We start from the raw sequence: 23,041 nt of genomic DNA on the forward strand, positions 1-23,041 counted from the left end.
TGCCGCGTCCGACTCACTACCCACTGGGCCGCGCGGCCTTCGCCGCGCTTCGGTAGTGCTTGGGTGCACGGCCCGTGACGCGCTTGAAGGCGTTGCTGAACGCGCTCTCCGACGTGTAGCCCAACGACCGCGCGAGCTCGGCGATCGAGGCGTCCTCGTCTCGCAATCCCCGCTGGGCCAGACGCATCCGCCATGCGGTCAGGTAGGCCAGAGGCGAGACCCCGGCGACCGACTTGAAGTGCACGGCGAAGTTGGTCCGGGACATCGCGGACGCCTTGGCGAGCTCCTCGAGCCGCCAGGGATGACCTGGCTCGCGATGCATCAACCGGAGCGCCGGAGCGATTCGCTGATCGCCCATGGCCCGGAGCCACCCGGCCGGCAGGGTGCTGGCTGTCGCGAGATGCGCGCGCAGGGTCTGCACGAGCATGAGCTGGACGAGCAGCTCCGACGCGAGGCTGACCCCCGAGAGGTTCGTCTCGTGCTCGTGAACGAGTCGGTCGATGAGCCAGTTCAACATCGTCGCTTGCGGCGAAGCGGCTCGAACATGCATCAGCGAGGGCAGCAGCTCCTCCAGAAGGCCGCTGCTCGCCGCGTCGATGCGCACGTGTCCGCCGAGCAGGAAGAAGTCTTCGCCTTCGCCCAGCTTCGGGAACCGGGTGGTGCTCGTGGCGAAGACACGCGTCCCGTCCTTTGGGATGGCCCGTGGATCGCTCGAGAGCACGAAGGAGCGTTGCGCCGAGATGAAGACCACATCTCCCTCTTCGACTCGCACGGGAGCCCCCTCGCCATCGATGCGAAGTTGGCATCCACCCTTCACGAGCGCGAAGAACTTGATGTTCTCGGGCGCCGGAACACGGATCGCCCATGAACCTCCAGCCGTGAAGCCGCCCGACAAGACCGAGCGGGCATTCGCGAGCCGGAGGATGTCGGAGAAAGGATCATCGCTCATCTTCGAACGATCACGCATGTTTTCAGGACGTTCAAGCATTAAAAATCCGGAGGCACGGGGATATTTCCCTCGCATGCCTACTCCCCAAATTCCAATCGAGTCTGGCTTCGGTGCCGCATCCACGGCGGCCGAGGTCATCCATGGCCGGGACCTGACCGGCAAGATCGCCATTGTCACGGGAGGCGATTCTGGCCTCGGTCTGGAGACCGCGCGGGTCTTGGGTTCCGCGGGCGCCAGGGTCATCGTCCCGGCCCTGAATCCCAACCATGCCCGGGCCGCGCTCGAGGGGCTCGCCAACGTCGAACTCGAAGTGATGGACCTGCTCGACCCCGCCTCGATCGACGCCTTCGCCGGGAGGTTCCTGGCGACTGGCCGGCCGCTGCACCTCCTGGTGAACAACGCGGGAATCATGGCGTGTCCCCTGGCGCGCGATGCACGGGGATATGAGTCACAGTTCTCGACGAACTACCTGGGTCATTTCCAGCTCGTGGCGAGGCTCTGGCCCGCCCTGCGCCGGGCGAACGGGGCGCGAGTGATCTCGGTCTCCTCCTGGGGCCATCACTACTCTCCGGTCGTGTTCGAGGACCCCCACTTCGAGCGGCGGGCCTATGACCGCTGGGCGGCTTATGGGCAATCGAAGACAGCCAACATCCTCTTCGCGCTCGAGTTGGACGCGCGTGGTGAGTCATATGGGGTGCGTGCCTTTGCCGTCCACCCGGGTAGCATCGTGGCCACGGGGCTCGGCAAACACCTCTCGCGGGAGGAACTCCAGGCGGTGGGCGTCCTCGACGCGCACGGCGAGCCCATTGTCGACCCAGCGAGGAACATCAAGACGGTCGCGCAGGGAGCCGCGACCAGCGTCTGGTGCGCGACGAGCCCGCGGCTCGACGGTCTGGGAGGTGTCTACTGCGAGAACTGCGACATCGCCCGGGTGGAAGATGAAAAGGCCACGGCCGGTGGGGAACTCGAGGGATCGGCGCGGCAGACCGGCGTGATGCCCTATGCCGTCGACCCCGAAGCGGCCCGGCGCCTCTGGAGCCTGGGCGAACGCCTTTCAGGCACGACCCTCTCGGAGCGGTGACCAGGTGGCAGGTAGAGGAACTCTTCCTTCCCCTACTCCACGTGACCGTTCATGTCGGACCTTCCGTGAATAATCCGTCCTCGCCGCATCTCGAGGACATGAAGGTCCCAGGAACGAAACCATGCGCATCGAAAGTCACGGTGTCCTGTTCGTTGGTCTCATGTGGAGTTTGGCCGTGGGCTGCGGCCGCACGGAAGGAACCGGAGATCCACCCCCCCTCGAATCCCAGGTGGCGAGCGCCGTCACGCTGCCTGGAACGGAACTCAAGGACGGCATTCCCATCACGCTCAGCGGAGCCACCGGCTCGCTGACCTACTTCTACGTCAACCTTCCCGCCGGTCTTTCGGAAGTCTCCTTCGCGCTGATGGGTGGCACCGGCAACGCGAACCTGGCCGTCAAGCGCGGTGAGATTCCCACCAACATCCTCTACGACTGCAGCTCACGCGGGAGCGGCAACGAGGAGCGGTGCAACGTGCAGGCTCCAGCCGCCGACACCTGGAGCGTGAGGGTGGAAGGCCAGTCGGCGTACGACAATGCGAAGCTGGTCGTCTATTTCAATCAGCCCTTGCCGCTCGCCCCCAACGTCAACCTGTTCCACTACTCCAACAAACCGACGATGTTCTTCGTCGACGTCCCCGCGGGAAAGGGCCGGTTCAAGATCGACTCCTCGGGCACCAGCACGGTGAGGGCGCGGCTGGGCGCTCGTCCCACGGATACGCTCTACGACTGCGACGTCACGTGTGACATCTTCAAGCCCAAGGCGGGCCGGTACTACGTCCTGCTGACGACCAACAAGTCTCCGACGCAGATCCTCCCCTGGGTGACCGGAACGACGAAGACGCCCGTGGCGCTCACGAATGGGCAAATGGTGACGGGCATCAGCGCGGCGAAGGATGACCTGGTCTATTACACGCTCAATGTCCCCTCGGGGCAGTCCCGGCTCGTGGTGGAGACCTCGTCCGTCATCCGCTCGCTCTACGTCCAGCGGGGAGACCCGTTCCCCGGGAACAGCGCTTTGGACTGTCTCGCCAGTTACTCGAGCGGCCCCGCTTCGTGCACCTTCGACAATCCACAAGCGGGGACGTGGTACCTGATACTCCGGGCAGACACCGCGCTCTACAACTTGAATCTGACTGCCCGTGTGGTGGCCTCCACGAGCAACGGAACGGTGATACCGCTGCAGAACTACCAGCAGGTGACCGGCCTCTCCGGCAGCCCGGTCGAGGACCGCTACTACTCCATCACCGTTCCCGAGGGCCTGCCGTACCTGAACGTCCAGACGACGCAGGGGACGGGCGTCGCCGAGATGTTCGTCCAGCATGGCACTCCACCGACGCGGGGACAGGGTACGGCCTGCGGCACCGGTTGCAGGTTCCAGGCTCCGGCGCCAGGCACCTGGTACATCCTGGTGCGCGGCTTCACCTCGTTCTCGGGCCTGAGCTTCTCCGCGGGATATCCCCCGGTGTATGCGCTGTCGCAGGACCAGCCGGTGCAGTACGGCGGCGAACGCCTCCACTACTCCTTCGACGTTCCGGACGGGCAGTCGGAGGCCAACTTCACGCTCACGAACGAGCACGGCAACTGGGCCATGGTGAAGTACGGCACCTGGCCGACGAACCTCAGCGACGGTTGCAGGACTCCCTGCTCGCTGGCCAATCCCCTGCCCGGGCGCTACTACGTCACGGTGTATTTCACGCCGGGAATCGTCTACGGCATGCTGGCCGCGTGGTACGGGGGCGGCCCGGTCTCCCCGCTGGCGGACGGCATTCCCGTGGCCTTCACCGCCAGCGCGCTGCGGGAGTTCCGGTACTGGCGAATCGACGTTCCGGAGGGACAGGCACAACTGCGCGTGGACCATGTCTTCCAGGGCGGAACCCCGTCGCAACTGTATGTCCGGTACGGGGCCGTTCCCGCGACATCCCTGTTCACGTGCAAGGGGACGTCCTGGACGTACAACGACGTCCCGGCCGGCCGGTCCTGCGTCATCGACAATCCACAGGCGGGTGCGTGGTACGTCCTGGTGGAGAGCAAGGCCGCGCTGGAGGGCATCGTCCGGGCGACGACCTCCTCCAACCTCCCGCTCTTGACGCCGGGCTTCGAGGAGCAGCCGTTCGCGGGTTCGCCGACCAGTGAGCGCGTGTGGAAGGTCGAAGTCCCATCCGGGCTCAGCGACTTCCGGGTGATGCTCAGCAGCGGCGCGGGCAACGCGGACCTGTACGTGAAGTACGGCGAGGCGCCGGGCACGACGTCCGACTGCGCGTCCACCCATCCCAACAACGAGGAGAGCTGCGAGTTCGCCAACCCGCGGCCGGGCACCTGGTACGTGGCCGTCCGGGGCACCGGGTCCTTCACGGGTGCCCGCCTGGTAACGACCTTCGCGACGACGCCCGGAGAGGGCGTGAGGGCACTGGCCAGCGGGGAGAACGTGGTGGCGTTCAAGGGCCCCCTGGGCTCCGTGCAGTATTTCAAGGTGGAGGTGCCTCAGGGCAAGAACCGGTTGGTGGTGGGCATGTCCGGTGGCCGGGGCAATGCGGACCTCGCTGTCCGCCAGGGCGCCCGCCCGACGCTCTCGGAAGCGGATTGCCGGAGCGAAGACTCCACCAACCTGGAGGTCTGTGTCTTCGAGAACCCGGCACCGGGGACATGGCTCATCCGCGTCGAGGGGAGGACGGACTTCAAGGACGTGGTGCTGACCGCCCGGTACAGCATCACCAACGAGATCATCCCGCTGACGCTGGGCACACCGGTTCCCAACATCTACATCGGTCCCAATGAAGCCCAGCTCTTCTCCGTCACCATCCCTTCGGCCTCGGACATGATGCGGGTCGACATCCAGTCGGGCGTGAATCCGCCGACCGACGTGCGCTTCGCGGACATGTCCTACAACAACGTCTTCACGTGCACGACGTCTGGTCGCTTCACCCTGTGCCCGGAGTCCTTCTCGTACAGCTCCACGGGGCAGCGGCGCGTGTCCATCAAATCCAAGACGCCCGCGACCGCGTCCTGGGGAAACATGGTCACCATCAACGATGGCATCGATGGCTGGAACGACGACACGACCTACGCGTCATTGATGAATGGAGTGGCCGTGACGGAACTCACCGGTAACGGCCGGTTCAAGATCGAGGTGCCCTCGGGGGCGACGAAGCTGACCATCACCACCCGGGGCCCCACGGAGACGTCGAGCGACCCGGGACAGCTCATCCTGTACGTCCAGGGCCTCAAGCCCGCATCGAGCACGAAGTACAACTGTGCTTCGACGAATACGGGCGTCTCGCAGGGGTGCAGCTGGACCACCCCGACAGTGGGAACGTGGTACCTCGCGACCGACTGGACCAGTGGCTCCTATGACGTGAAGGCCATCTTCGAGTAGCCAGGCGCGCCTCGGCGGAAGTGAGGGAGCGCTCTCGAACGGACCTGTCCACTCGAGTGGACAGGTTCGTCTCGAGATTCACACGTGGCGAGTCGCCGGCGTGTCCAGGCCCCACGCGTCCTGGAGCGACTGGGGAATGTGGAACATGAGCTGCTTGTCGCCTCGCTCGATGGAATAGAGCCCCTCGAGCAGCTTGCGTGAGAAGGTTCCTGAGATCCTGGCCACGATACCGGAGCTGTCCTGCGCCTCGTCCGTCAGGTTGAAGAACACGCGCATGGGTTCCAGCAGATGGCGGGCCCAGTCCGGCTCCTCGGTCAGGATGGCCTGGGCGATTGGCTTGTCGCACAGCTCGCGAATCAGCGCCGCCGGCAGGCCATCGAACATCGTCCCGGGAACGAGCTCCTTCATGTAGTTGATGAGGGCGTGGGTCAACGTGCGCCCGGCCTCCGACGGGGCCACCTGGCGCCGGGTGATGGCGTCCCAGAGTTGCTGGCCCTCGTTCGGGTCGCGGGGCAGCAGGGCCGCGTCGATGCCCAGGATATGGCCAATCACCCGCCAGCAATGGAAGAAGGCGTCCTCCTCCTCTGGGGTGAAGTCGAGCCCGAGCTTCGTCAACGTGCGGGGCAGCAGCGCGAACGTGAGGAGCGTGATGGCTTGATCCTCTTGATTGATGGGCGTTCCCCACTCGGGCTGCCACTTCGGGTAGTGGCGCACGTGGTAGCGGATGGTCGCATGCAAGAGCCGGATCTTCTGGGCCGTGCGGACTCCGCGGCCGCCCCGCTCCAATCCGCCCTCGGCCATCACATCGAGGAGGAACTGAGACGTCTCGATGATGCGGTGGTTCACGTACTTGTCGATGCGTCCGGTCGACGTCAGCACCTGCGCTCCCTTGGCGCACGCATAGCAACTGGGAAGAGACCAGGTGAAGAGGGCCAACGCCATCTGCATGCCGTAGCGGCCGAAGAGCCGCTGGCCGATGCGGACCTTCTCGGGCTCGGCCCAGGCCGGCCAGTCGTCCGTCTGGTTCAGGTAGTGCTCCACCGCGTCAGGCATCTCCGCCGGGACGAGGTGCTCATTGGCCGCGAGGCTCCTGAGCATGCGGGTGACGACCGCGGCCTCGTTGTTGGCGAAGATCGACTCGACCACCGGATCGGCCACGGGGTCTCCCACGGAACGGAAGGGCTCGAGCAGCGCATCCGTCCAGCGGTGGGTGGTGGATTCGCCAGCTTTTCCGCCGTGAATCGAGGTAATGGCCGACATGGCCTGCTCCGTGTGTTTCATTGCTGCCCCCCGGGGATTGCGCGTGCTTCCAAGAGGAAGCGCCCCGCATGAATCCCAGAGGGAGTTTATCCCTCCCGGATGCTGACGTGTTCCTGATGTGGCAGGACTGTCAAGAAGGTGTCAGCCAGACTCCTTTGCCGGCTGACGGCTCGGGGATGGGACGTTCTATCTGTTGCGCGAGGATGCCAAAGCCAAGGCCGCCGTTTTCGCGTTCATGCGGACAGGGAGCATGGAAGGGCTGCCGTCGAGCGTGACGTTGCCGCTGCCGATGTTCGCGAAACCGACGTTCGCCGCGAAGGACCTGTAGAAACGCACGGAGTCAGGGAAGGGGACTACCCTGTTGGAGCGGTATGACCAACGGGGGTTCCTCATGTTGCCGTCAACGACCTACGGGCTCGTTCCCGGGAGTGGACATGTCGTGAAGGTGGGCCGTCGTGAGGCGCTGTTGGCCCTGGCCGCCGTCGTTCTCCTGGCCGGGTGCGCCACGGGCGCTCCGCTCGGGAGCCTGACCACGGGCATCAGCCTCCACTCGAGGGCCTCCTCGTTCCGAGAGCACTCCGCATCTCGGCGGCCCGAGGCCATTCCCGTGCCCGGAGAGGCGGCGGGAGGCTCCGGCGCAACTGCCTGTGCTGTCACTCACGGCCAGAGGCGAGCTGGTGCTGGGCGGAGCGGTCGTGGTGGGAGGCGCCGCGAGCACCACCGGGGGCCTGGCACTGGGAGACCTCTCCCTCCTCCACATGGCGGGGAAGGGACAGGGGCCCCGGAGGCACGAGCGGCAAGAAGGGGAAGTCCGTCCAGACGACCGTGGCGAAGGGTCCCGGCAGGTGGACGTACAAGAAGCCCACCACCGAGTCCCAGCGAGCCCGAGAGTACCAGGAGCAGATAACGGGACGGCCCGCGTGGTGGGTCTACATGATTGGAGAGCTGGAGTTCGATGGCATTCGGGGCAAAGAGCTGTTGGAAGCCAAGGGTCCCGGCTACTGCTCCTTCTTCAATCCGGATGGCACCCCCAAGTACTGGTACAAGAACTCGGGCAAATTCGACCAGCTGATGACACAAGCCGGCAGACAGGCAAAATTGGCCCACGACTTGGGACTGCCGCTGACGTGGCATGTCGCCGATGCCAAGGTCGCGGAATTCCTTCGAAAGGAATTCGTGCGGAGAAGATGGCACAACACCACCATTCATCATACATCACTCACGCGCTAAACGGAGGAGCACGCATGACAGAAGACTACTACGTGGGTGCGTACTGGGGACCGCGCAAGGAAACGGCGCTGGAGTGTGCGCGGCGCGCGGAACTCTTCTTCCACATGCTGGCGCGGTGTGACCCGTCCTTCGTTCAGTGGTACAGGGCGGGCCGGGGCTTCCCCCGCGAGTTGCCAGGCCACCCGGTTCGCATGGAAGTGGAGGCACTGGAGAAGTGGCTCCTCAAGGGGAGGAATCGCACGGACGTTGGTAAGCATGTCATCGAGGATCTGGGCTTCAGTCAAACAATGTGGAATGCGAAGAAGGAGGCCACGGACATCAGCATCCATTGTGGCATGTATACTTCGTGGGCGCCCAATTCATGTCTGTTGAAGGTGACCCGGGAGAGCCCGATACGGGAGCGGCTCCTGCGCGTCTCGGTTCTGGCCGAAGTGCTCATCGCCATGGCCACGGCGTGGGACCCTGATTTCGCCATGGCCAGCTCTTCGGAGATGGTGGACTTGTTGGAGAAGCAGGGGGTCGAGGTGCGGGTGGGCTGGCTGACCTATCTGTCGCGCCGCCGGGGACGGCTGCCCCCGCTGCCCGCGCCTGTGCGCATCGAGCCGGTGGGAACGCTGGGGTGGCTCCTCGTCCTCTCCCCCGAGCCCATGACGGCGGGCAACCCCGAGCACGTGGCGTTTACCTCCCGCGTGCGCGAGCTGCTCGAACGGGCGGGGCTCATCGCGTGGCCGAGCCCCGAGCCCGAGGGCGCGTGAGCGAGCTGAAGTGACGACGCCGAGGCTCCATCCCTTCACGCGAAGGAGTCGGCATGGGACCTGGTGCCCTCTCCCTTCGCGTCGATATGAAAAAACAGAGTCCTGGTATTCGCGGATTCTACAAACAGGTGGGCGTTCGGCCGGCGGTGCGCATGGCATTTGCCGTGGTATGCCTGTTCGTATGGGTTGGATAGGGGCTGTGAGATTCTCTCTCTGGAGAAGGCGATGAGCGACGGACGTTCCTGGGAGGGTAACTGGAAGGTTCGCCTGTATGAGCGGGTCCGCGAGCTTGGTTATGAGTCACTCACTGCCTTCGCGGAGGCTCGCCCCGCCGTCCCGTTGTACGTGTTGGCCGAGTCCGCGCTCCAGTCCTCCAGCCACACCCGGAAGGGCTCGGTCCGTGCCCCCGCGAGCCCCAGGGCGCTCCGGCTGAAGCGCTCGAAGGCGTGGAATCGCCCCCCCTGGATGTTCGACGTGTTCAAGACGCAAACGGCAAAAACCCCATCCGCTTCTTACCGCCAGGCTCCTACGAAACTCCGTCAGGCCCGCTCTGGTCGTACCAAGCGGCGGGTTCGATTCCCGCCGCCTCCAATAGAGGTTGCCCGCCGCTCTGATCCGGACCCAATCAGGAGGCGAGGTGCGCACCAAGGGCTACCACGGCCTGGGCGCGCTCGCGGTGGAACCCACCGAGATGGGCGCCCCCGTGGTCAAGCCCCTCGGCTCGGCCGCCGGGCCGGAGTGAGGCCCTGGGTCGAGCGGGCGGGGCAGGGGAGACGATGCAGCCTCAGCGAGCCACGTCGTCCAGCACCTCCGAGAGGGTGCTGGCGTTCAGGGCCCGATCGAACCAGCGGTCCAGGGTCGCCATGTCCATGCACGTGAGAATCCGCTGCCGGGCCTCGTCGCCGACGTGCACTCCTCGCGCGGCGAGAACCCGCAGCACATACTCGGCACGCCCCTTCGCCACGCCCTGCTCGATGAGCTCCTCGCCGTAGCTTCGCATCAGCTCCTCCGCTCGTTGCGCATCCATGACTGAATCTACCACCCGCCTCGCTGCTTCGCGGGCGGCCTTGTCCCCGATATAGAGCAGGTAACGGACCACTACCCCGAGGTGCTCGGCACCCTCGGGGGTGGCATGGACTTCCGCGAACAGTGCCACCCAGTCCGGCATCCGCTCGGCCAGCTCCTCGGTCCGCCCATAGCGCAGGGTCAGCCATGCCAGTCGTACCAACGGCGGGCCAGTACGGGCCAACAGGGCCTCTTCCCGCTCCGCAGTCAGGTCATCCAGCAGGTACTCGAAGCGCGGCACCAGCCCTCGCCAGAGTTCCCGTTCCGCCTCTGGCAGCTCGAAGAGGTCCTCCACCCGGCGCGGTGCCGTCCAGGCCCCTGCCGTCCCGTGGTACATGACCAGTGGGATGATGACCGGCAGCCGCGTGCTCTCCGGGTGCTCCTGGCGCCAGCGCTCCACCTGGCGCACCACGTAACGCAACATCCGCAGCGCCATCCACCTGTCCACCGAGGACTGATGCTCGAGCAACACGTAGAGCAGCACGGACTCGCCCGTGCGCAGGCGGGCCGTGAACAACAGGTCGCTCTCCGTTTCTCTCAGCTCTGGGTCCACCACGCTCCCAGGCTCCTGCCGCAAGCTCGACCAGTCCACCGCGGAGACGACGTGCGCGGGCAAGACGGCGTGCAACTCGGCCGCCGCTCGCTCGGGGGAGCCAAAGGTGTAGCGGACGAAGAGATCATGGGGTCCGGGCATGGCACCCCGCGCCCAAAGCACGCCGTATGCCAGCAAGGCCGGTTGCGCCCTGCCCACTTCGCGTGGCCGCGCCCACGGCCTGGACACGCTCGCGGTGGAGCCCACCGAGATGGACGCCCCGTGGTCGAGCCCCTCGGCTCGGCCGCCGGGTCGGAGTGATGCGTCGGGCCGAAGCGCTTCCTGGGGTAGACTCGTCCGTCCCCCAGGAGCGCACACGCCCACGCAAGAACAGAAGGCGGCTCTTCAGCGGTTGAAGGCATTCACCGGTTCGAACGAGTTCGTCCACTCGTGGGAGGGGGACAGGGCGCCCGGCGAGGTCGAGGCGCTCCTGCTCCATGCCACCGCGGACAAGGCGAGGACCGCCCTGCTGGACATGAGCGCGGCGGTCATCAACGTCGGCGCCTTCAACGGGCAGAGCACCATCCCGCGCGTCGACAAGCAGGACTCGATCACGGAGTGGGCCAGTGGCAACGGGACCCAGATCCGCCAGTTCAAGAAGGAGGCGGTGGCCACCTACTTCGACGACCTGTTCCACTTCGTGTCGGCGATGACCCTGAGCCTCGTCAAGGACAACCACTACCAGCGGCTGACGCGCAATGACCTCTTTGATTGACGCTCAGCGTTCCCAGCGGGGAGGAGAGTCTCCGTATCCGGTCAGCTCCACGTAGCCGCGGCCCTCCACGGGCTGGCCTTCGTGTTTGCCCGACAGGCGCACCGCACCCTCCCAGTAGCGCACGGTCACGGGCAACTCCTGGTCGGCGAGCGCCGGCGTCACCTCCAGGGAGAGGTCGCGCGAGGGCAGCACGAGCCGCCAGCGCGCGGGGTACTCCACGCCCGTCCGGGGGCTCTTCCATGTGTCGAGCACCTCCAGCCGCGTGTCCTTCGCGGTCAGGTGCACGGGCTCTCCCCGGGCGGGAATGAGGGTGCCCGAGGTGAAGGGATCCACCGTGCCGTCGCGCCGGCGCAGTTGGTAGTACATGAGCTCGCTCCCATCCGAGAGCTGGAGCGAGAACCAATCCCAGCCCACCTGCGCCTTGCCGAGCGCACTCGTGCTCCACTCTCGGTCCATCCAGCTCTCGCCCGTCACTGGGTAAGCGCGGCCGTCCACCATCACCTCTCCGCGCGTGGGCATGCGCGGCAGTGAGTAGTAATAGGAGGCGTTGCCCGGCTCGGACCCCTTCTGGCTCAGGCCCCGCTCTCCCTGGAGCACCACGGGCTTGCCCTCCTCCAGCACGAGCGACAACGACACGTCCCCACTCCGGGCGGTGAGCCGCAGGGGCAGGGGCTCGCCGCCCACCGCCTCCGCGCTCCAGTCCTCCAGCCACACCCGGAAGGGCTCGGTCCGTGCCCCCGCGAGTCCCAGCGCGCTCCGGCTGAAGCGCTCGAAGGCGTGGAAGCGGCCTCCCTGGATGTCCGAGACCGTGAGGTGTCCCATGTAGATCTGCCGTGCCCCCCATGCGGAGGCACGCTCGGACTCACCGGGCGCCAGGGCGCTGCGAAACAGGGTGAACTGGTAGCCGAACTCGCGCCCGTCCGCCGTGGCCAGGTGGCCCGTCCAGTACCACCACTCGTTGCGGAAGCCCGCGTGGGGACCATGGTCCTCGGGGAAGTGGAACTCCCGGGGCTCCAGCGCCCGCGTGTACCCCTCGTCTCCTCCCGCCTTCGCTCCGAGCGCCTCGGAGACCTTCAGGGTGGTCGTCCGCGCCGGAGGAGGCGCCGCCTCGCGGGACACCCACCCCGCGCCCGCCGCGAGCCCCACGAGCACCACTCCCACGCCGAGGACCAGTCCACCCGCGCGCGTCATCTCACTCCTCCCTCAGGGCCCGCGCGGGGTTGGCGCGCGACATCTTCCAGGATGGGTACAGGCCCGCGAGCGCCGCCGCGAGCAGCGCCAGCCCCAGCGCCTGGAAGAGCACCGGGGGCGCCACCTCGAGCTGCAACGTCCAACCGAAGGAGCGCTGGTTGATGACGTGGACGAGCACGTACGCGAGCGCCACGCCGAGCGGCAGGGAGAACAACCCCGCGAGCGCTCCGAGCAGCCCTGTCTGCAGCGACACGAGCGCCCAGAGCTGCCGCGGGGTGAGCCCGGTGGCGCGCAGCACGGCGAACTCCCGGGCGCGCTCGAGTTGCAGCGCCATGAGCGCGCTGAGCACGCCCACGAAGGCCACGCCGATGGCCAGCAGCCGCAGCACGTGGGTGATGGTGAAGGTGCGATCGAACACCTCCAGGGACGTCTCGCGCAGGGTGCGGTTGGAGCGGATGTCCAGCGTCTGCTCGGTGCCGACGCGCTCGCGCACCCGGGCGACGAGCGCGTCCACGTCCTGTCCCGGCGCGGCATAGAGGGCCACGCCGCTCACGGTCTCGTCGCGGAAGTGGTGCAGCCAGGTGCTCCGCAACATCATCACCGTGCCCGCGTCCGAGCCGTAGTCGAAGTACACGCCCACCACGCGGAAGGACGCGAGGCCCCCGTCCGTCGCCAGCTCCACGCGCGAGCCGAGGCCCACGCGGCGGTGGGAGGCGAGGGGCTCGGAGACGATGACGGTGTCGGGCGCCTCCAGCTCCTTCCACACTCGCGCCAGCTCGCCCTCCTTGAAGCGGTAGGGACGCGTGGGCGTTCCGCCGAAGTCCACCGCGCGCACGTCCGTGGGCACCCCGTCCACGCGCACCTGCGCCGTGCGCATCGTGCTGCTGCTGGCCACCCCCGGCGTGGTGCGCACGCGCTCGGCGAGCCCCGGGAGGAAGGCCGCTCCCCCCCGCCGGGCGACGAGCGAGGGCGGGGAGACATAGATGTCCGCCACCAGCGACGAGCCGAGCCAGTCCGCCACGGTGCCGCGGAAGCTCGTCACCATGAGTCCCACGCCCACCGTGGTGGCCACCGCCACCATCAGCGCCGCGAGCGCCACCGCGGTACGGCTGAGGCTCGCCGTCACCCCCCGTGCCGCCATGCGCCCGAGCAACCCGAAGGCACCGCCCAACGGTCCCGCCGCCCCTTGCGCGAGCAGGGCCGTGAGCCAGGGCACCAGCAGGGACGCGCCGAGCAGCACGGAGAAGAGGCCCGCGTAGGCGGGGAGCAGCTCCCGCGTGGGCAGGGCGAGCAGCCCCACGCCCGCGGCGAGCACGGCCACTCCCGTCAGCGCGAGCCTCGGCGCCCGGCCATGGGCCACGTCCTCCAGGGTGGAGCGGCGCAGGGTGAGCGCGGGCGCCGAGCGGGCCGCTTCCCACGCGGGGCGCAGCGCGGCGGCGAGCGTGGCGCCCAGGCCGAGCACCAGCCCCTTGCCCAGCGTGAAGGGCTCCAGCGCGAGGCCCCGCACGCTCACCGAGAGGTACAGGTCATTGATCGTCCGGGTGACGAGTTCCACCAGGCCCCGCCCGAGCAGGATGCCGAGCAGCACGCCGGCCACGGTGCCCACCGCGCCCAGCACGCCCGCCTCGCCAAGCACCAGCGCGAAGAGCTCGTTCCGGGTGACGCCCAGCGCGCGCAGCCGGCCGAGCTGCTCGCGCCGCTGCACCACCGAGAAGGTCATCGTGTTGTAGATGAGGAAGGTGCCCACCACGAGCGCCAGCAACGACAGCGCGGTGAGGTTGGTGCGGAATGCCCGCGTCATCTGCGCCACCGCGTTGCCCCGGGCGCGCGGTCGCACCACCTCCACGCCCTCGGGCAGCAGCGGACTCAGGCGCTCCAGCGTGGCCTCCGCCTCCGCGCCCTCCGGCAGCCGGAGATCGATGCGCGAGAGGCGTCCCTCCAGGCCGAACAGCTCCTGTGCGCTGGCGAGGTCGGTGACCACGAGCCCCTCCATCGCCCGGGCGCTGCCCTCGTCGCCGGGCGTCAGCACCGCCAGCACGCGCAGCCGCTTCTCCACGCCCTCCACCGCCACCCTCAGGTCATCTCCCGCCTTCACCTCGAGGGCCCGCGCGGTGCGCTCGGTGAGCAGCGTGGCGCCGGGCTCGGTGAGGAAGGCGCCCATGTCCACCTGGCCTCCACCCTGGGGCACATAGGAGCGGAAGGGGCCCTCGGCGAACGGGTCCACCCCGAGCACGGTGAGGGGCCGCTGGTCGCCACTTCGCGCGCGCACGGAGCCCTCCACCATCGGGGCGGACACGGGCGCGCCGGGCAGCAGGCGCACGTCGCGGTACACCGTCTCCGGCACCCCCGAGGGCCCCCCGACGAGCTGGTGCGTGGCGCGGCCCGTCACCGTGTCCGTGGAGCGCTCGAAGGCACGCATCGCGCTCGCGTTGGCCAGGTCGATGGACACCACCACCGCCACCCCGAGCGCGATGCCCAGCAGCGACAGCGCGGTGAGCCACGGGTGGCCGCCCAGGTGGCGCAGGCTCGCGCGGAAGAGCAGGCGTTGTTTCACGGGCGGGCCTCCTCGCGCAGCCGTCCCGCCTCCAACCGCAACACACGGTGGGCGCGCGCGACCATTCCCGGATCATGCGTGACGATGAGGGCGCAGACGCGCTCGCGGCGCGTGAGTTCCTCGAGCAGATCCAACACCCGCTTTCCCGTCGCCTCGTCGAGGTTGCCCGTGGGCTCGTCCGCGAGCAGCAGGGGCGGGGCGTGGGCGAGCGCCCGGGCCACCGCCACGCGTTGCTGCTCGCCGCCGGAGAGCCGATCCGGGAAGCTCGCGGCCCGGTTGCCCAGGCCCACCGTGTCGAGCAACTCCCGCACCCGCTCGCGCGAGGCCGGGCCCCCGCGCCCGGTGAGCTCCAGCGGCAGGAGGATGTTCTCCTCCACCGTGAGCGTGGGCAGCAGGTTGAAGGCCTGGAAGATGAAGCCGATGCGCTCGCGGCGCAGCAGGGTGCGCGCGTGCTCGCTCAGGGCGCCCAGCTCCTGTCCCGCCACCCGCACCGTGCCCCGCGAGGGCTGGTCGATGCCGCTGATGAGGTTGAGCAGCGTGGACTTGCCCGAGCCGCTGCGGCCGAGCAGCACGGCGAATTCGCCCGCGTGCAGGGTGAGGCTCGTGCCGGCGAGCACCTCGCGCACGGCATCGCCCTCGGCGTAGGACTTGGAGACGTCGTTCAGCTCGACCACGGGCGGGGAGGGGGACATGCAGGGGAGTGCCTAATGGAAGCGCGCCCCGTGTGCACGCTCCGTGTGCGCGGCGCTGCCTCGTCAGCTCGCTTGGGGCCCCGCGTCACCCTTGCCCGCCACCACCTCGCGCAGCTTCTCCAGGTCGAGGATCTCGATCTCCCCATAGCGCAGCCCCACGATGCCCTGGGCCTCGAGCTGCTTGAGGATTTGATTCGTCGTCTGCCGGGAGATGGTGAGCATCATCGCCAGCTCCTCCTGCCGCACCTCGATGACCCGGCTGCTGTGGGCGTGCAGATCCCCGTAGTTCTGGGCGATGAGCAGCAGGCGCCGCGCGAGCCGGATGGGCGCGGCCTCGTGCGCGACCTCGTCGATGGACAGCAGGGTGAGCCGCATGTGCTGCGCCATGAGGCGGCCGAATTCGTACCAATAGCCGGGCTGCTCCGCGAGCAGGGCCGCCAGGGGGGCGTGCGGCACATGGACGACGAGGGTCGGCGCGTCGGCGATGGCGTCGTGAGCCGAGGGCAGGCCATCGAAGAGGCTGATCTCCCCACACCAGGACGGGGGCTCGAGGAACTTGAGCAGGGCTTCGCGGCCGGAGGGTCCAAGCGTGCGCAGCCGGATGGCGCCATCGACCACGCCATAGAGGCCGGAGGGGAGGTTTCCCCGGGAGAACAGGTGCTGGCCGGTCTTCAGGGGGCGGAGCACGCCGAGCCGGAGCAGCCTCTCCTGGAAGTCGGCCGGGGTGGCGCGGAACCAACTCCCGGAGCGGAAGAGTTCCAGGTAGTCGAGTGCCGTGCGGTCAGGCTTCATGGTGGGCCACTCCTCTGGGTGCCCCGCGCGGAGGCGCTTTTTCGCGAGTGTGTCGCGGTCGCGACAGAGTTTGGGAGGTGGGGTGCCCATCATTCTCCTCGGATTCGACGCGAGAGGAGAAGCGAGATGGCGACGATGTTGGCGGGTCGGCTCGACCTCGTGACGGGGAAGTTCGGGATGGAACAGGTGGCCATTCCCGAGCCGGGGCCGGGTGAAGTGCGCATCAAGGTGTTGGCGGCCGGTATCTGTCTGTCGGACGTGCACCTGATCGATGGTTCCCTGCGATTGAAGCCGCGCCCGGGGTTCACGGCCGTCACCCTGGGCCATGAGGTCGCGGGCGTCATCGAGAAGCTCGGCGAGGGCACGGGGACCTGGTGGAAGGTGGGCCAGCGCGTGCTGCTCCAGGCGGGGCAGTCGTGTGGCGCGTGCGCCCCGTGCATGACGCGGACGGGGTGTGTGCGTCCGCTCACGCGAGGCGTGGATTACGACGGAGGCTGGGCCGAGTACTCGCTCGCCCGTCAGGACACGCTCATCGCCGTTCCGGACGAGCTGCCCATCGAACAGGCGGCCATTCTGCCCGACGCGGTCTCCACGCCGTACGCGGCCATCGTGGACACGGCGGCGCTGCGGCCCGCGGAGTCCGTGGGCATCTGGGGCATTGGCGGACTGGGGGCGCACGGTGTGCAACTGGTGCGCGCGTTCGGCGCGGCGCCCATCATCGCCTTCGATCCCCTGCCGGAGGCCCGGCAGCGGGCGCTGGCGCTGGGCGCGGACCTCGCGTTGGATCCCCAGCAGCCGGACGTGCGCGAGCAGGTGTTGCACTGGACGGACGGGCGGGGCCTGGACGTGGCGCTGGACCTGGCGGGCGCGGCTCCGGTGCGTGAGCAGGCGCAATCGGTGCTGGCACCGCGGGGCCGGCTCGTGCTGGTGGGCCTGACGCCCGCGCCCCTGTCGCTCTCCCAGGGCATCGGCTTCTGCGTGGCGATGCAGCAGGTGCGGGGGCATTACGGCTCGCGGCTCGAGCACCTTCCGCAGCTCGTGAAGCTCACGCGGCTGGGCCGGCTCGACTTCTCCCGCTCGGTCAGCGCCGTGCTCCCCCTGGCGGACGCGCCCCTGGGCGTCGAGCGCCTGATGAAGAAGCAGGGCAATCCCATTCGTCTCGTCCTCCAACCGTGATCCGGAGTCCTTCGATGAAGTCTTCCCATTCGAGCACGATTCCCCAGCCCCATGTGCGTCCCCTCGTCGGCAATGTGCCGGACGTCGGCTTCGAGACGCCCACGCAGAACCTGATGAAGCTCGCGCGCGAGCTGGGGCCCATCTTCCGGCTGTCGTTCCCCGGAGGGCGCACCGCCCTGGTGCTCAGTTCGCATGAGTTGGTGGCGGATGTCTGCGATGAGAGCCGCTTCGACAAGCATGTGACCGGGGCGCTCAAGCAGATCCGCGACTTCGCGGGCGACGGCCTCTTCACCGCGAGGACGGAGGAGCCCAACTGGGGCAAGGCCCACCGCCTGTTGATGCCCGCCTTCGGTCCCGCGGCCATGCGCAACTACCACGACGACATGCTCGACGTGGCCGACCAGATGTTCACGCGCTGGGAGCGCTTCGGGCCAGAGGCCGTGCTCGATGTGCCGGACAACATGACGCGGCTCACGCTCGACACCATCGCGCTGTGTGGCTTCGGCTACCGCTTCAACTCCTTCTACCAGAAGGAGCTGCACCCCTTCGTCGAGTCCATGGTGCGCGCCCTGGCCGAGGCGGGCAATCGCGCCCGGCGCGTCCCGCTCCAGACGCAGCTCATGCTGCGCACCCAGCGCCAGTTCCAGGCGGACACCGGCTACATGCACGAGGTGACGCGCGAGCTCATCGCGAAGCGCCGCACGCTCAAGCCCGAGGAGGCCCCGCGCGACCTGCTCGGCCTCATGCTCGACGCGAAGGATCCCCTCACGGGCGAGGGGCTCGACGAGGAGAACATCCGCAACCAGATGGTGACCTTCCTCATCGCGGGTCACGAGACGACGAGCGGCCTGTTGTCCTTCGCCACGTACTTCCTGCTGCGCCACCCCGAGGTGCTCGAGAAGGCCCATGCCGAGGTGGATCGGGTGCTGGGCGACGAGCTGCCGCGCTTCGAGCAGGTGTCCCAGCTGCACTACCTCGATCAGATCCTGCGCGAGACGCTGCGCTTGTGGCCCACCGCGCCGGCCTTCACCGTGCACCCCAAGGCGGAGGAGACGCTGATCGCGGGCACCTACCCCATCCGCCGCGAGGACTCCGCGGTGGTGCTCACCACGATGCTGCACCGCGATCCCACGGTGTGGAAGGACCCGGAGCGCTTCGATCCGGACCGCTTCGCCCCCGAGGTGCGTGACGGCATTCCGCCGCACGCGTGGAAGCCGTTCGGCAACGGGCAGCGCTCGTGCATCGGCCGGGCGTTCGCGCTCCAGGAGGCCACGCTGGTGCTGGGCATGATGCTCCAGCGCTTCCACCTCGTGGAGCCCGCGCCGTACGAGCTGCACATTCGCGAGACGCTCACGCTCAAGCCCGAGGGCCTCAAGCTGCGCGTCCGTGTGCGCAAGCCCGTCTCCCGTCCGCTCGCCTCGCGTCCCACGCCCGGTGCCGCCGCGCCCGCTCCGAAGCAGGAAGGGGTGGCCTCGCATGGCACGCCCCTGCTGCTGCTCTACGGCTCCAACTCGGGGGCCTCGGAGGCGTTCGCCCGGCGCATCGCCAGTGACGGGCTCGCGCGGGGCTACTCGGCGAAGGTGGCGCCGCTGGACGACTACACCGGGAAGCTGCCCAAGGAGGGCGCCGTCGTCCTCGTGACGGCCTCCTACAATGGCCAGCCGCCGGACAACGCGCGGGCCTTCCACACGTGGGTCTCGAATGTCCCCGAGGGCTCGCTGCTGGGCGTGCGCTACGCGGTGTTCGGCTGCGGCAACCGGGACTGGGCCGCGACGTACCAGGCCATTCCCAAGCACTTCGACGAGCGGCTGAGCGCCGCGGGAGCCGAGGCGCTCGTCGCTCGCGGCGAGGCCGATGCGCGGGGGGACTTCTTCGGCGACTTCGAGCACTGGTACGCGCCCTTCTGGGAGACAGTGGGCGTGGCGCTCGGCGTGTCTTCTCGCGCGGTGTCGTCCGAGCCGCTCTACACGGTGGAGCTGGTGCCGTCCTCGAGCACGGAGCTGGTGAAGCAGAACAAGCTCGAGCTGGCGACGCTGGTGGACAACCGCGAGCTCGTCGACATGACGTCGCCGCTCGGACGCTCCAAGCGGCACCTCGCGTTCAAGTTGCCCGAGGGCGTGACGTACGCGGCGGGTGACTACCTGGCGGTACTGCCGGAGAACCACCCGGACCTCGTGGAGCGCGCCGCGCGCCGCTTCGGGGTGCGCACGGACGCCGCCGTCGTCCTGCACTCGACCCGGGGCGCCATGGCGTCGTCGCTGCCCACGGACAAGCCAGTGTCGGTGCAGGAGTTGCTCGGCCGGCACGTGGAGCTGTCGGCGCCCGCCACACGCAAGGACCTGGAGCGGCTGGCGGAGAAGAACCCGTGCCCGCCGCATGCCATGCACCTGGAGGCCCTGGCCCAGGACGCCGAGCGCTACAAGAAGGAGATCCTCGACAAGCGCGTGAGTGTGTTGGACCTGTTGGAGCAGTACACCTCGTGCATCCTCACCTTCGGGGACTTCCTCGAGCTGTTGCCGGCCATGCGCGTGCGGCAGTACTCGGTGTCGTCCTCGCCGAGGGCGGACCCCACGGTGTGCACGTTGACGGTGGCGGTGGTGGACGCGGAGGCGTGGAGTGGCCAGGGCCGCTTCCATGGCACGTGCTCGAGCTACCTGGCGCGGCTGCGTCCGGGCGAGCAGGTGGCGGTGGCGGTGCGCACGCCGAACGCGCCCTTCCATCCGCCCGCGTCGAACGCGACGCCCATCATCCTGGTGGGAGCGGGCACGGGGCTGGCGCCCTTCCGGGGCTTCCTCCAGGAGCGCGCCCTGCGCCACGCGCGAGGGGAGGCGGCCGGGCCGGCGTTGTTCTTCTTCGGGTGTGATCACCCGGAGGTGGACTTCCTCTACCGCGAGGAGCTGGCGCAATGGGAGCGCGAGGGCGTGGTGAAGGTGCTGCCCGCCTTCTTCCGCCAGCCCGAGGGCGACGTGCTGTTCGTGCAGCACCGGCTGTGGAAGGAGCGCGAGCAGGTGAAGGCGCTGCTGGCCCGGGGCGCGATGTTCTTCCTCTGCGGGGATGGGCGGCGCATGGCGCCCGCGGTGCGCGAGACGCTGGCGAGAATCCACCAGGAGACGGTGGGTTGCTCCGAGGCGGAGGCCACGGTGTGGCTCGAGGGAATGGAGAAGCAGGGCCGTCTGGTGGCGGACGTCTTCGCCTGATGCGTGAGTGAGGGTCCACGAGGTTCAATGGAGGGACAATCGCCTGTGTCCCTCCATGACTTTCAAATCGAGGGGTGGTGGGTCTCGAGGAGGGCTTTTAGAGTGGCTGGGACGACCGGGGCCGGGTCACGGCATCGGCAGGAGCTGACATGGCACGCGTCCCCGACTCACCACCCGCTGGAGGCGCGGTGGCCGCCCCACTGCCCGACAACGAGCAGGAGCGGCTGGCGGCCCTGCGCAGCTATGCGGTGCTCGATACGGAACCCGAGCTGTCCTTCGACGACGTCACCCACCTGGCCTCGCGGATTTGTGGCACCCCCATGGCCGCCGTGGTCCTGGTGGATGAGACGCGCCAGTGGTTCAAGTCCCGCCAGGGCGTGGGCATCGAGGGGTGCTCGCGGGAGGAGGGCTTCTGCTCCCACGCCATCCTTCGGTCCGAGCCCTTCATCATCGAGGACGCCACCGCCGACGCCCGCTTCCGCGACAACCCGTTCGTCAACGCGCCCTGGGGCATCCGCTTCTATGCGGGCGTCCCCCTCATCAACCCGCAGGGGCATGCGCTGGGCACCGTCTGTGTCCTCGACTACACGCCCCGCCAGCTCACCCCGGAGCAGACCCGCTCGCTCGAGGCCCTGGCCCGGCAGGTGGTCAGTCTGCTGGAGCTGCGGCGCATGAATCACGAGCAGCGGCGGCTCATCGCCGAGCTGCGCACCAGCCAGGAGCGCATCGACATCCTCCAGCGCGCCACCCATGACGCCATCTGGGATTGGGATTTGAAGACCAACCAGCTCACGTGGAACCCGCGCGTCGCCGAGCTGCTCGGTGATGACCTGGAGCACGCGAGCAGCGACATCTCCTGGTGGTTCGATCGCTTCCACCCGGGGGACCGGGCGCGAGTGACGGAGAGCCTCGAGCGTGCCATCGCCCAGGGCGCCTCGCTGTGGACGGACGAGTACCGCTTCCGCCTCGCCAATGGAAAATGGGCGCGAATGTTCAGCCGGAGCGCCATCCTGCGCGACGCCGAGGGCCATCCGCGGCGCCTGATTGGCGTGGGCGTGGACATCAGCGAGCGCGAGGAGCTGCGTGCCCGCGTGGAACTGGCGGAGCGGATGAGCTCGGTGGGCACGCTCGCGGCCGGGGTGGCGCATGAGATCAACAACCCGCTGGCGTATGTCATGGCCAACCTGAGCTACGCGCTGACGGAGGTGCGCGAGGGCCGGGCCGCGGCGCCTGGGGCGGACGAGCTGACCCAGGTCCTCCAGGAGGCGCATGAGGGGGCCGAGCGCATCCGGCGCATCGTGCGCGACCTGAAGACCTTCAGCCGGCCAGCCGACGAGCGCATGGAGTGGCTGGATCTCCACCACACCATCGACTCGGCGGCGACCCTGGCGTGGAATGAGATCCGCCACCGGGCGCGCCTGGTGAAGCAGTATCAGGAGGTGCCCCCGGTGTACGCCAACGAGGGGCGTCTGGGGCAGGTGGTCCTCCACCTGCTGGTGAACGCGGCGCACGCCATTGCCGAGGGCGCGGCGGACCAGAATGAGATCCGCATCACCACGCGCGTGGACGCCGAGGGGCGGGTGCTCATCGAGGTGAGCGATACGGGCCGTGGCATCCCGGAGTCCATCCGCTCGCGCGTCTTCGAGCCGTTCTTCACCACCCAGCCCGTGGGCGAGGGCATGGGGCTGGGGCTGTCCATCAGCCACACGCTCATGACCCACATGGGAGGGGAGCTTCAGTTCGAGAGCGAGGTGGGCAAGGGCACGGTGTTCCGGGTGGTGCTCCCGCCTCCCGCGCGGCGCGAGCCCACGAGCGTCCCACCCGAGACCGTGCCCCCGCGCGCCGAGGTCGCGGCCACGCGGCGTGGTCGCCTCCTGGTGGTGGACGATGAGGCCCGGGTGCTCTCCTCCCTGGAGCGCACCCTGGGCCGGACGCATGAGGTCATCGCCTTCGATCGGGCCCAGGCGGCACTGGCGTGGATGGAGCAGGGACAGCCGTGGGACCTGATTCTCTGTGACGTGATGATGCCCGAGATGACCGGGATGGAGTTCCATGAGGCGCTCGCCCGGCGCATGCCCGAGCGCGCCCGGGACATCATCTTCATCACGGGCGGGGCGTTCACGGCGACGGCCCGCGAGTTCCTCGCGCGCGTGGACAACGCCCGGCTGGACAAGCCGTTCGACCTCGAGGCCTTGTGTGCGTTGGTGGAGGCGCGGCTGAAGGAGGGCGTCCAGAAGCCCGGTGGGAGTTCCAGGGTCCACCCGGGGTGAGGAGAATCCACCAGGAGACGGTGGGCTGCTCCGAGGGGGAGGCCCTGGCGGGAAGCGGGGCTACCGGGTGGCCGACGTCTCGGCTTGAGGGGTAGAGTGGCCTGGAGGGATAGGCCACAGGGTGTCCCCACAGACGTCGGTGGGGGAGG

Annotated in this window: 18 protein-coding genes and 1 pseudogene; 10 read left to right on the forward strand and 9 right to left on the reverse strand. The window is 68.5% G+C overall.

Annotated features, from left to right (window positions below):
• Positions 1-16 precede the first annotated feature (16 nt).
• On the reverse strand, positions 17-949 hold the full coding sequence (locus tag D187_RS19040; RefSeq protein ID WP_155893443.1) for an AraC family transcriptional regulator: 933 nt from the start codon (positions 947-949) through the stop codon (positions 17-19).
• 73 nt (positions 950-1,022) lie between these two features.
• Here D187_RS19040 and D187_RS19045 point away from each other — a divergent pair, with 73 nt between their 5' ends.
• Both D187_RS19045 and D187_RS19050 read left to right on the forward strand, forming a co-directional pair.
• On the forward strand, positions 1,023-2,030 hold the full coding sequence (locus tag D187_RS19045) for an oxidoreductase (protein ID WP_002622026.1): 1,008 nt from the start codon (positions 1,023-1,025) through the stop codon (positions 2,028-2,030).
• Positions 2,031-2,151: 121 nt separating this feature from the next.
• Positions 2,152-5,403 carry a PPC domain-containing protein gene (locus D187_RS19050; protein ID WP_020918131.1) on the forward strand — a complete coding sequence of 1,084 codons (3,252 nt, stop codon included), beginning with the start codon at positions 2,152-2,154 and terminating at the stop codon, positions 5,401-5,403.
• Positions 5,404-5,481: 78 nt separating this feature from the next.
• Here the strand turns inward: D187_RS19050 and D187_RS19055 are convergent, their stop codons facing one another.
• Positions 5,482-6,663, reverse strand: coding sequence for an oxygenase MpaB family protein (locus tag D187_RS19055; RefSeq protein WP_002622028.1), 1,182 nt, complete (start codon positions 6,661-6,663; stop codon positions 5,482-5,484).
• 193 nt (positions 6,664-6,856) lie between these two features.
• On the opposite strand from D187_RS19055, the gene D187_RS58775 reads away from it, so the two are divergent.
• Positions 6,857-6,991 carry a hypothetical protein gene (locus D187_RS58775; RefSeq protein WP_002622029.1) on the forward strand — a complete coding sequence of 45 codons (135 nt, stop codon included), beginning with the start codon at positions 6,857-6,859 and terminating at the stop codon, positions 6,989-6,991.
• 325 nt (positions 6,992-7,316) lie between these two features.
• Here D187_RS58775 and D187_RS57900 read toward each other — a convergent pair whose 3' ends face one another.
• Positions 7,317-7,529: a hypothetical protein gene (locus D187_RS57900; protein WP_245591760.1), complete on the reverse strand. Its 213-nt coding sequence runs from the start codon at positions 7,527-7,529 to the stop codon at positions 7,317-7,319.
• Positions 7,530-7,596: 67 nt separating this feature from the next.
• Between D187_RS57900 and D187_RS57905 the strand changes: the two genes are divergently transcribed.
• The 3 genes and pseudogenes from D187_RS57905 to D187_RS57910 all read left to right on the forward strand — a co-directional run.
• Complete coding sequence (locus tag D187_RS57905; protein ID WP_002622031.1) at positions 7,597-7,893, forward strand: Tox-REase-5 domain-containing protein; 297 nt, start codon at positions 7,597-7,599, stop codon at positions 7,891-7,893.
• A gap of 14 nt (positions 7,894-7,907) precedes the next feature.
• Positions 7,908-8,648: an Imm52 family immunity protein gene (locus D187_RS19070; RefSeq protein WP_002622032.1), complete on the forward strand. Its 741-nt coding sequence runs from the start codon at positions 7,908-7,910 to the stop codon at positions 8,646-8,648.
• A gap of 225 nt (positions 8,649-8,873) precedes the next feature.
• A pseudogene (locus tag D187_RS57910) lies at positions 8,874-9,005 on the forward strand (NUDIX hydrolase); the annotation flags it as partial.
• Here the strand turns inward: D187_RS57910 and D187_RS59090 are convergent.
• Both D187_RS59090 and D187_RS19080 read right to left on the reverse strand, forming a co-directional pair.
• Positions 8,942-9,130: a lipocalin-like domain-containing protein gene (locus D187_RS59090; protein WP_002622033.1), complete on the reverse strand. Its 189-nt coding sequence runs from the start codon at positions 9,128-9,130 to the stop codon at positions 8,942-8,944. The pseudogene D187_RS57910 and the gene D187_RS59090 sit on opposite strands and share 64 nt — an antisense overlap.
• A gap of 302 nt (positions 9,131-9,432) precedes the next feature.
• Positions 9,433-10,407: an Rpn family recombination-promoting nuclease/putative transposase gene (locus D187_RS19080; RefSeq protein ID WP_002622035.1), complete on the reverse strand. Its 975-nt coding sequence runs from the start codon at positions 10,405-10,407 to the stop codon at positions 9,433-9,435.
• Between the two features lie 250 nt (positions 10,408-10,657).
• On the opposite strand from D187_RS19080, the gene D187_RS19085 reads away from it, so the two are divergent.
• Entirely contained in the window at positions 10,658-11,020 is a 363-nt protein-coding gene (locus D187_RS19085) for a hypothetical protein (RefSeq protein ID WP_002622036.1), read from the forward strand.
• 3 nt (positions 11,021-11,023) lie between these two features.
• On the opposite strand, the gene D187_RS19090 is transcribed toward D187_RS19085, so the two are convergent.
• The 4 genes from D187_RS19090 to D187_RS19105 all read right to left on the reverse strand — a co-directional run bounded on the left by D187_RS19090 (position 11,024) and on the right by D187_RS19105 (position 16,249).
• Positions 11,024-12,211, reverse strand: coding sequence for a lipocalin-like domain-containing protein (locus D187_RS19090; RefSeq protein WP_002622037.1), 1,188 nt, complete (start codon positions 12,209-12,211; stop codon positions 11,024-11,026).
• A 1-nt stretch (position 12,212) separates the two neighbouring features.
• Positions 12,213-14,765 (reverse strand): FtsX-like permease family protein, encoded by a 2,553-nt coding sequence (locus D187_RS19095; protein ID WP_002622038.1) that lies wholly within the window; start codon positions 14,763-14,765, stop codon positions 12,213-12,215.
• Positions 14,762-15,457 (reverse strand): ABC transporter ATP-binding protein, encoded by a 696-nt coding sequence (locus tag D187_RS19100; protein WP_002622039.1) that lies wholly within the window; start codon positions 15,455-15,457, stop codon positions 14,762-14,764. The genes D187_RS19095 and D187_RS19100 overlap by 4 nt, the downstream gene beginning before the upstream one ends.
• A 63-nt stretch (positions 15,458-15,520) precedes the next feature.
• The gene (locus D187_RS19105; RefSeq protein WP_002622040.1) at positions 15,521-16,249 is read right to left on the reverse strand and encodes a Crp/Fnr family transcriptional regulator; all 729 of its coding nucleotides are present in this window, start codon (positions 16,247-16,249) and stop codon (positions 15,521-15,523) included.
• Between the two features lie 126 nt (positions 16,250-16,375).
• Here D187_RS19105 and D187_RS19110 point away from each other — a divergent pair, with 126 nt between their 5' ends.
• The 3 genes from D187_RS19110 to D187_RS19120 all read left to right on the forward strand — a co-directional run bounded on the left by D187_RS19110 (position 16,376) and on the right by D187_RS19120 (position 22,892).
• Positions 16,376-17,425 (forward strand): zinc-binding dehydrogenase, encoded by a 1,050-nt coding sequence (locus D187_RS19110; RefSeq protein WP_002622041.1) that lies wholly within the window; start codon positions 16,376-16,378, stop codon positions 17,423-17,425.
• 14 nt (positions 17,426-17,439) lie between these two features.
• Entirely contained in the window at positions 17,440-20,622 is a 3,183-nt protein-coding gene (locus D187_RS19115) for a bifunctional cytochrome P450/NADPH--P450 reductase (protein WP_002622042.1), read from the forward strand.
• A gap of 149 nt (positions 20,623-20,771) precedes the next feature.
• Entirely contained in the window at positions 20,772-22,892 is a 2,121-nt protein-coding gene (locus D187_RS19120; RefSeq protein ID WP_081713759.1) for a hybrid sensor histidine kinase/response regulator, read from the forward strand.
• Positions 22,893-23,041 lie beyond the last annotated feature (149 nt).

This window comes from Cystobacter fuscus DSM 2262 (assembly GCF_000335475.2).
Classification (GTDB): Bacteria; Myxococcota; Myxococcia; order Myxococcales; family Myxococcaceae; genus Cystobacter; species Cystobacter fuscus.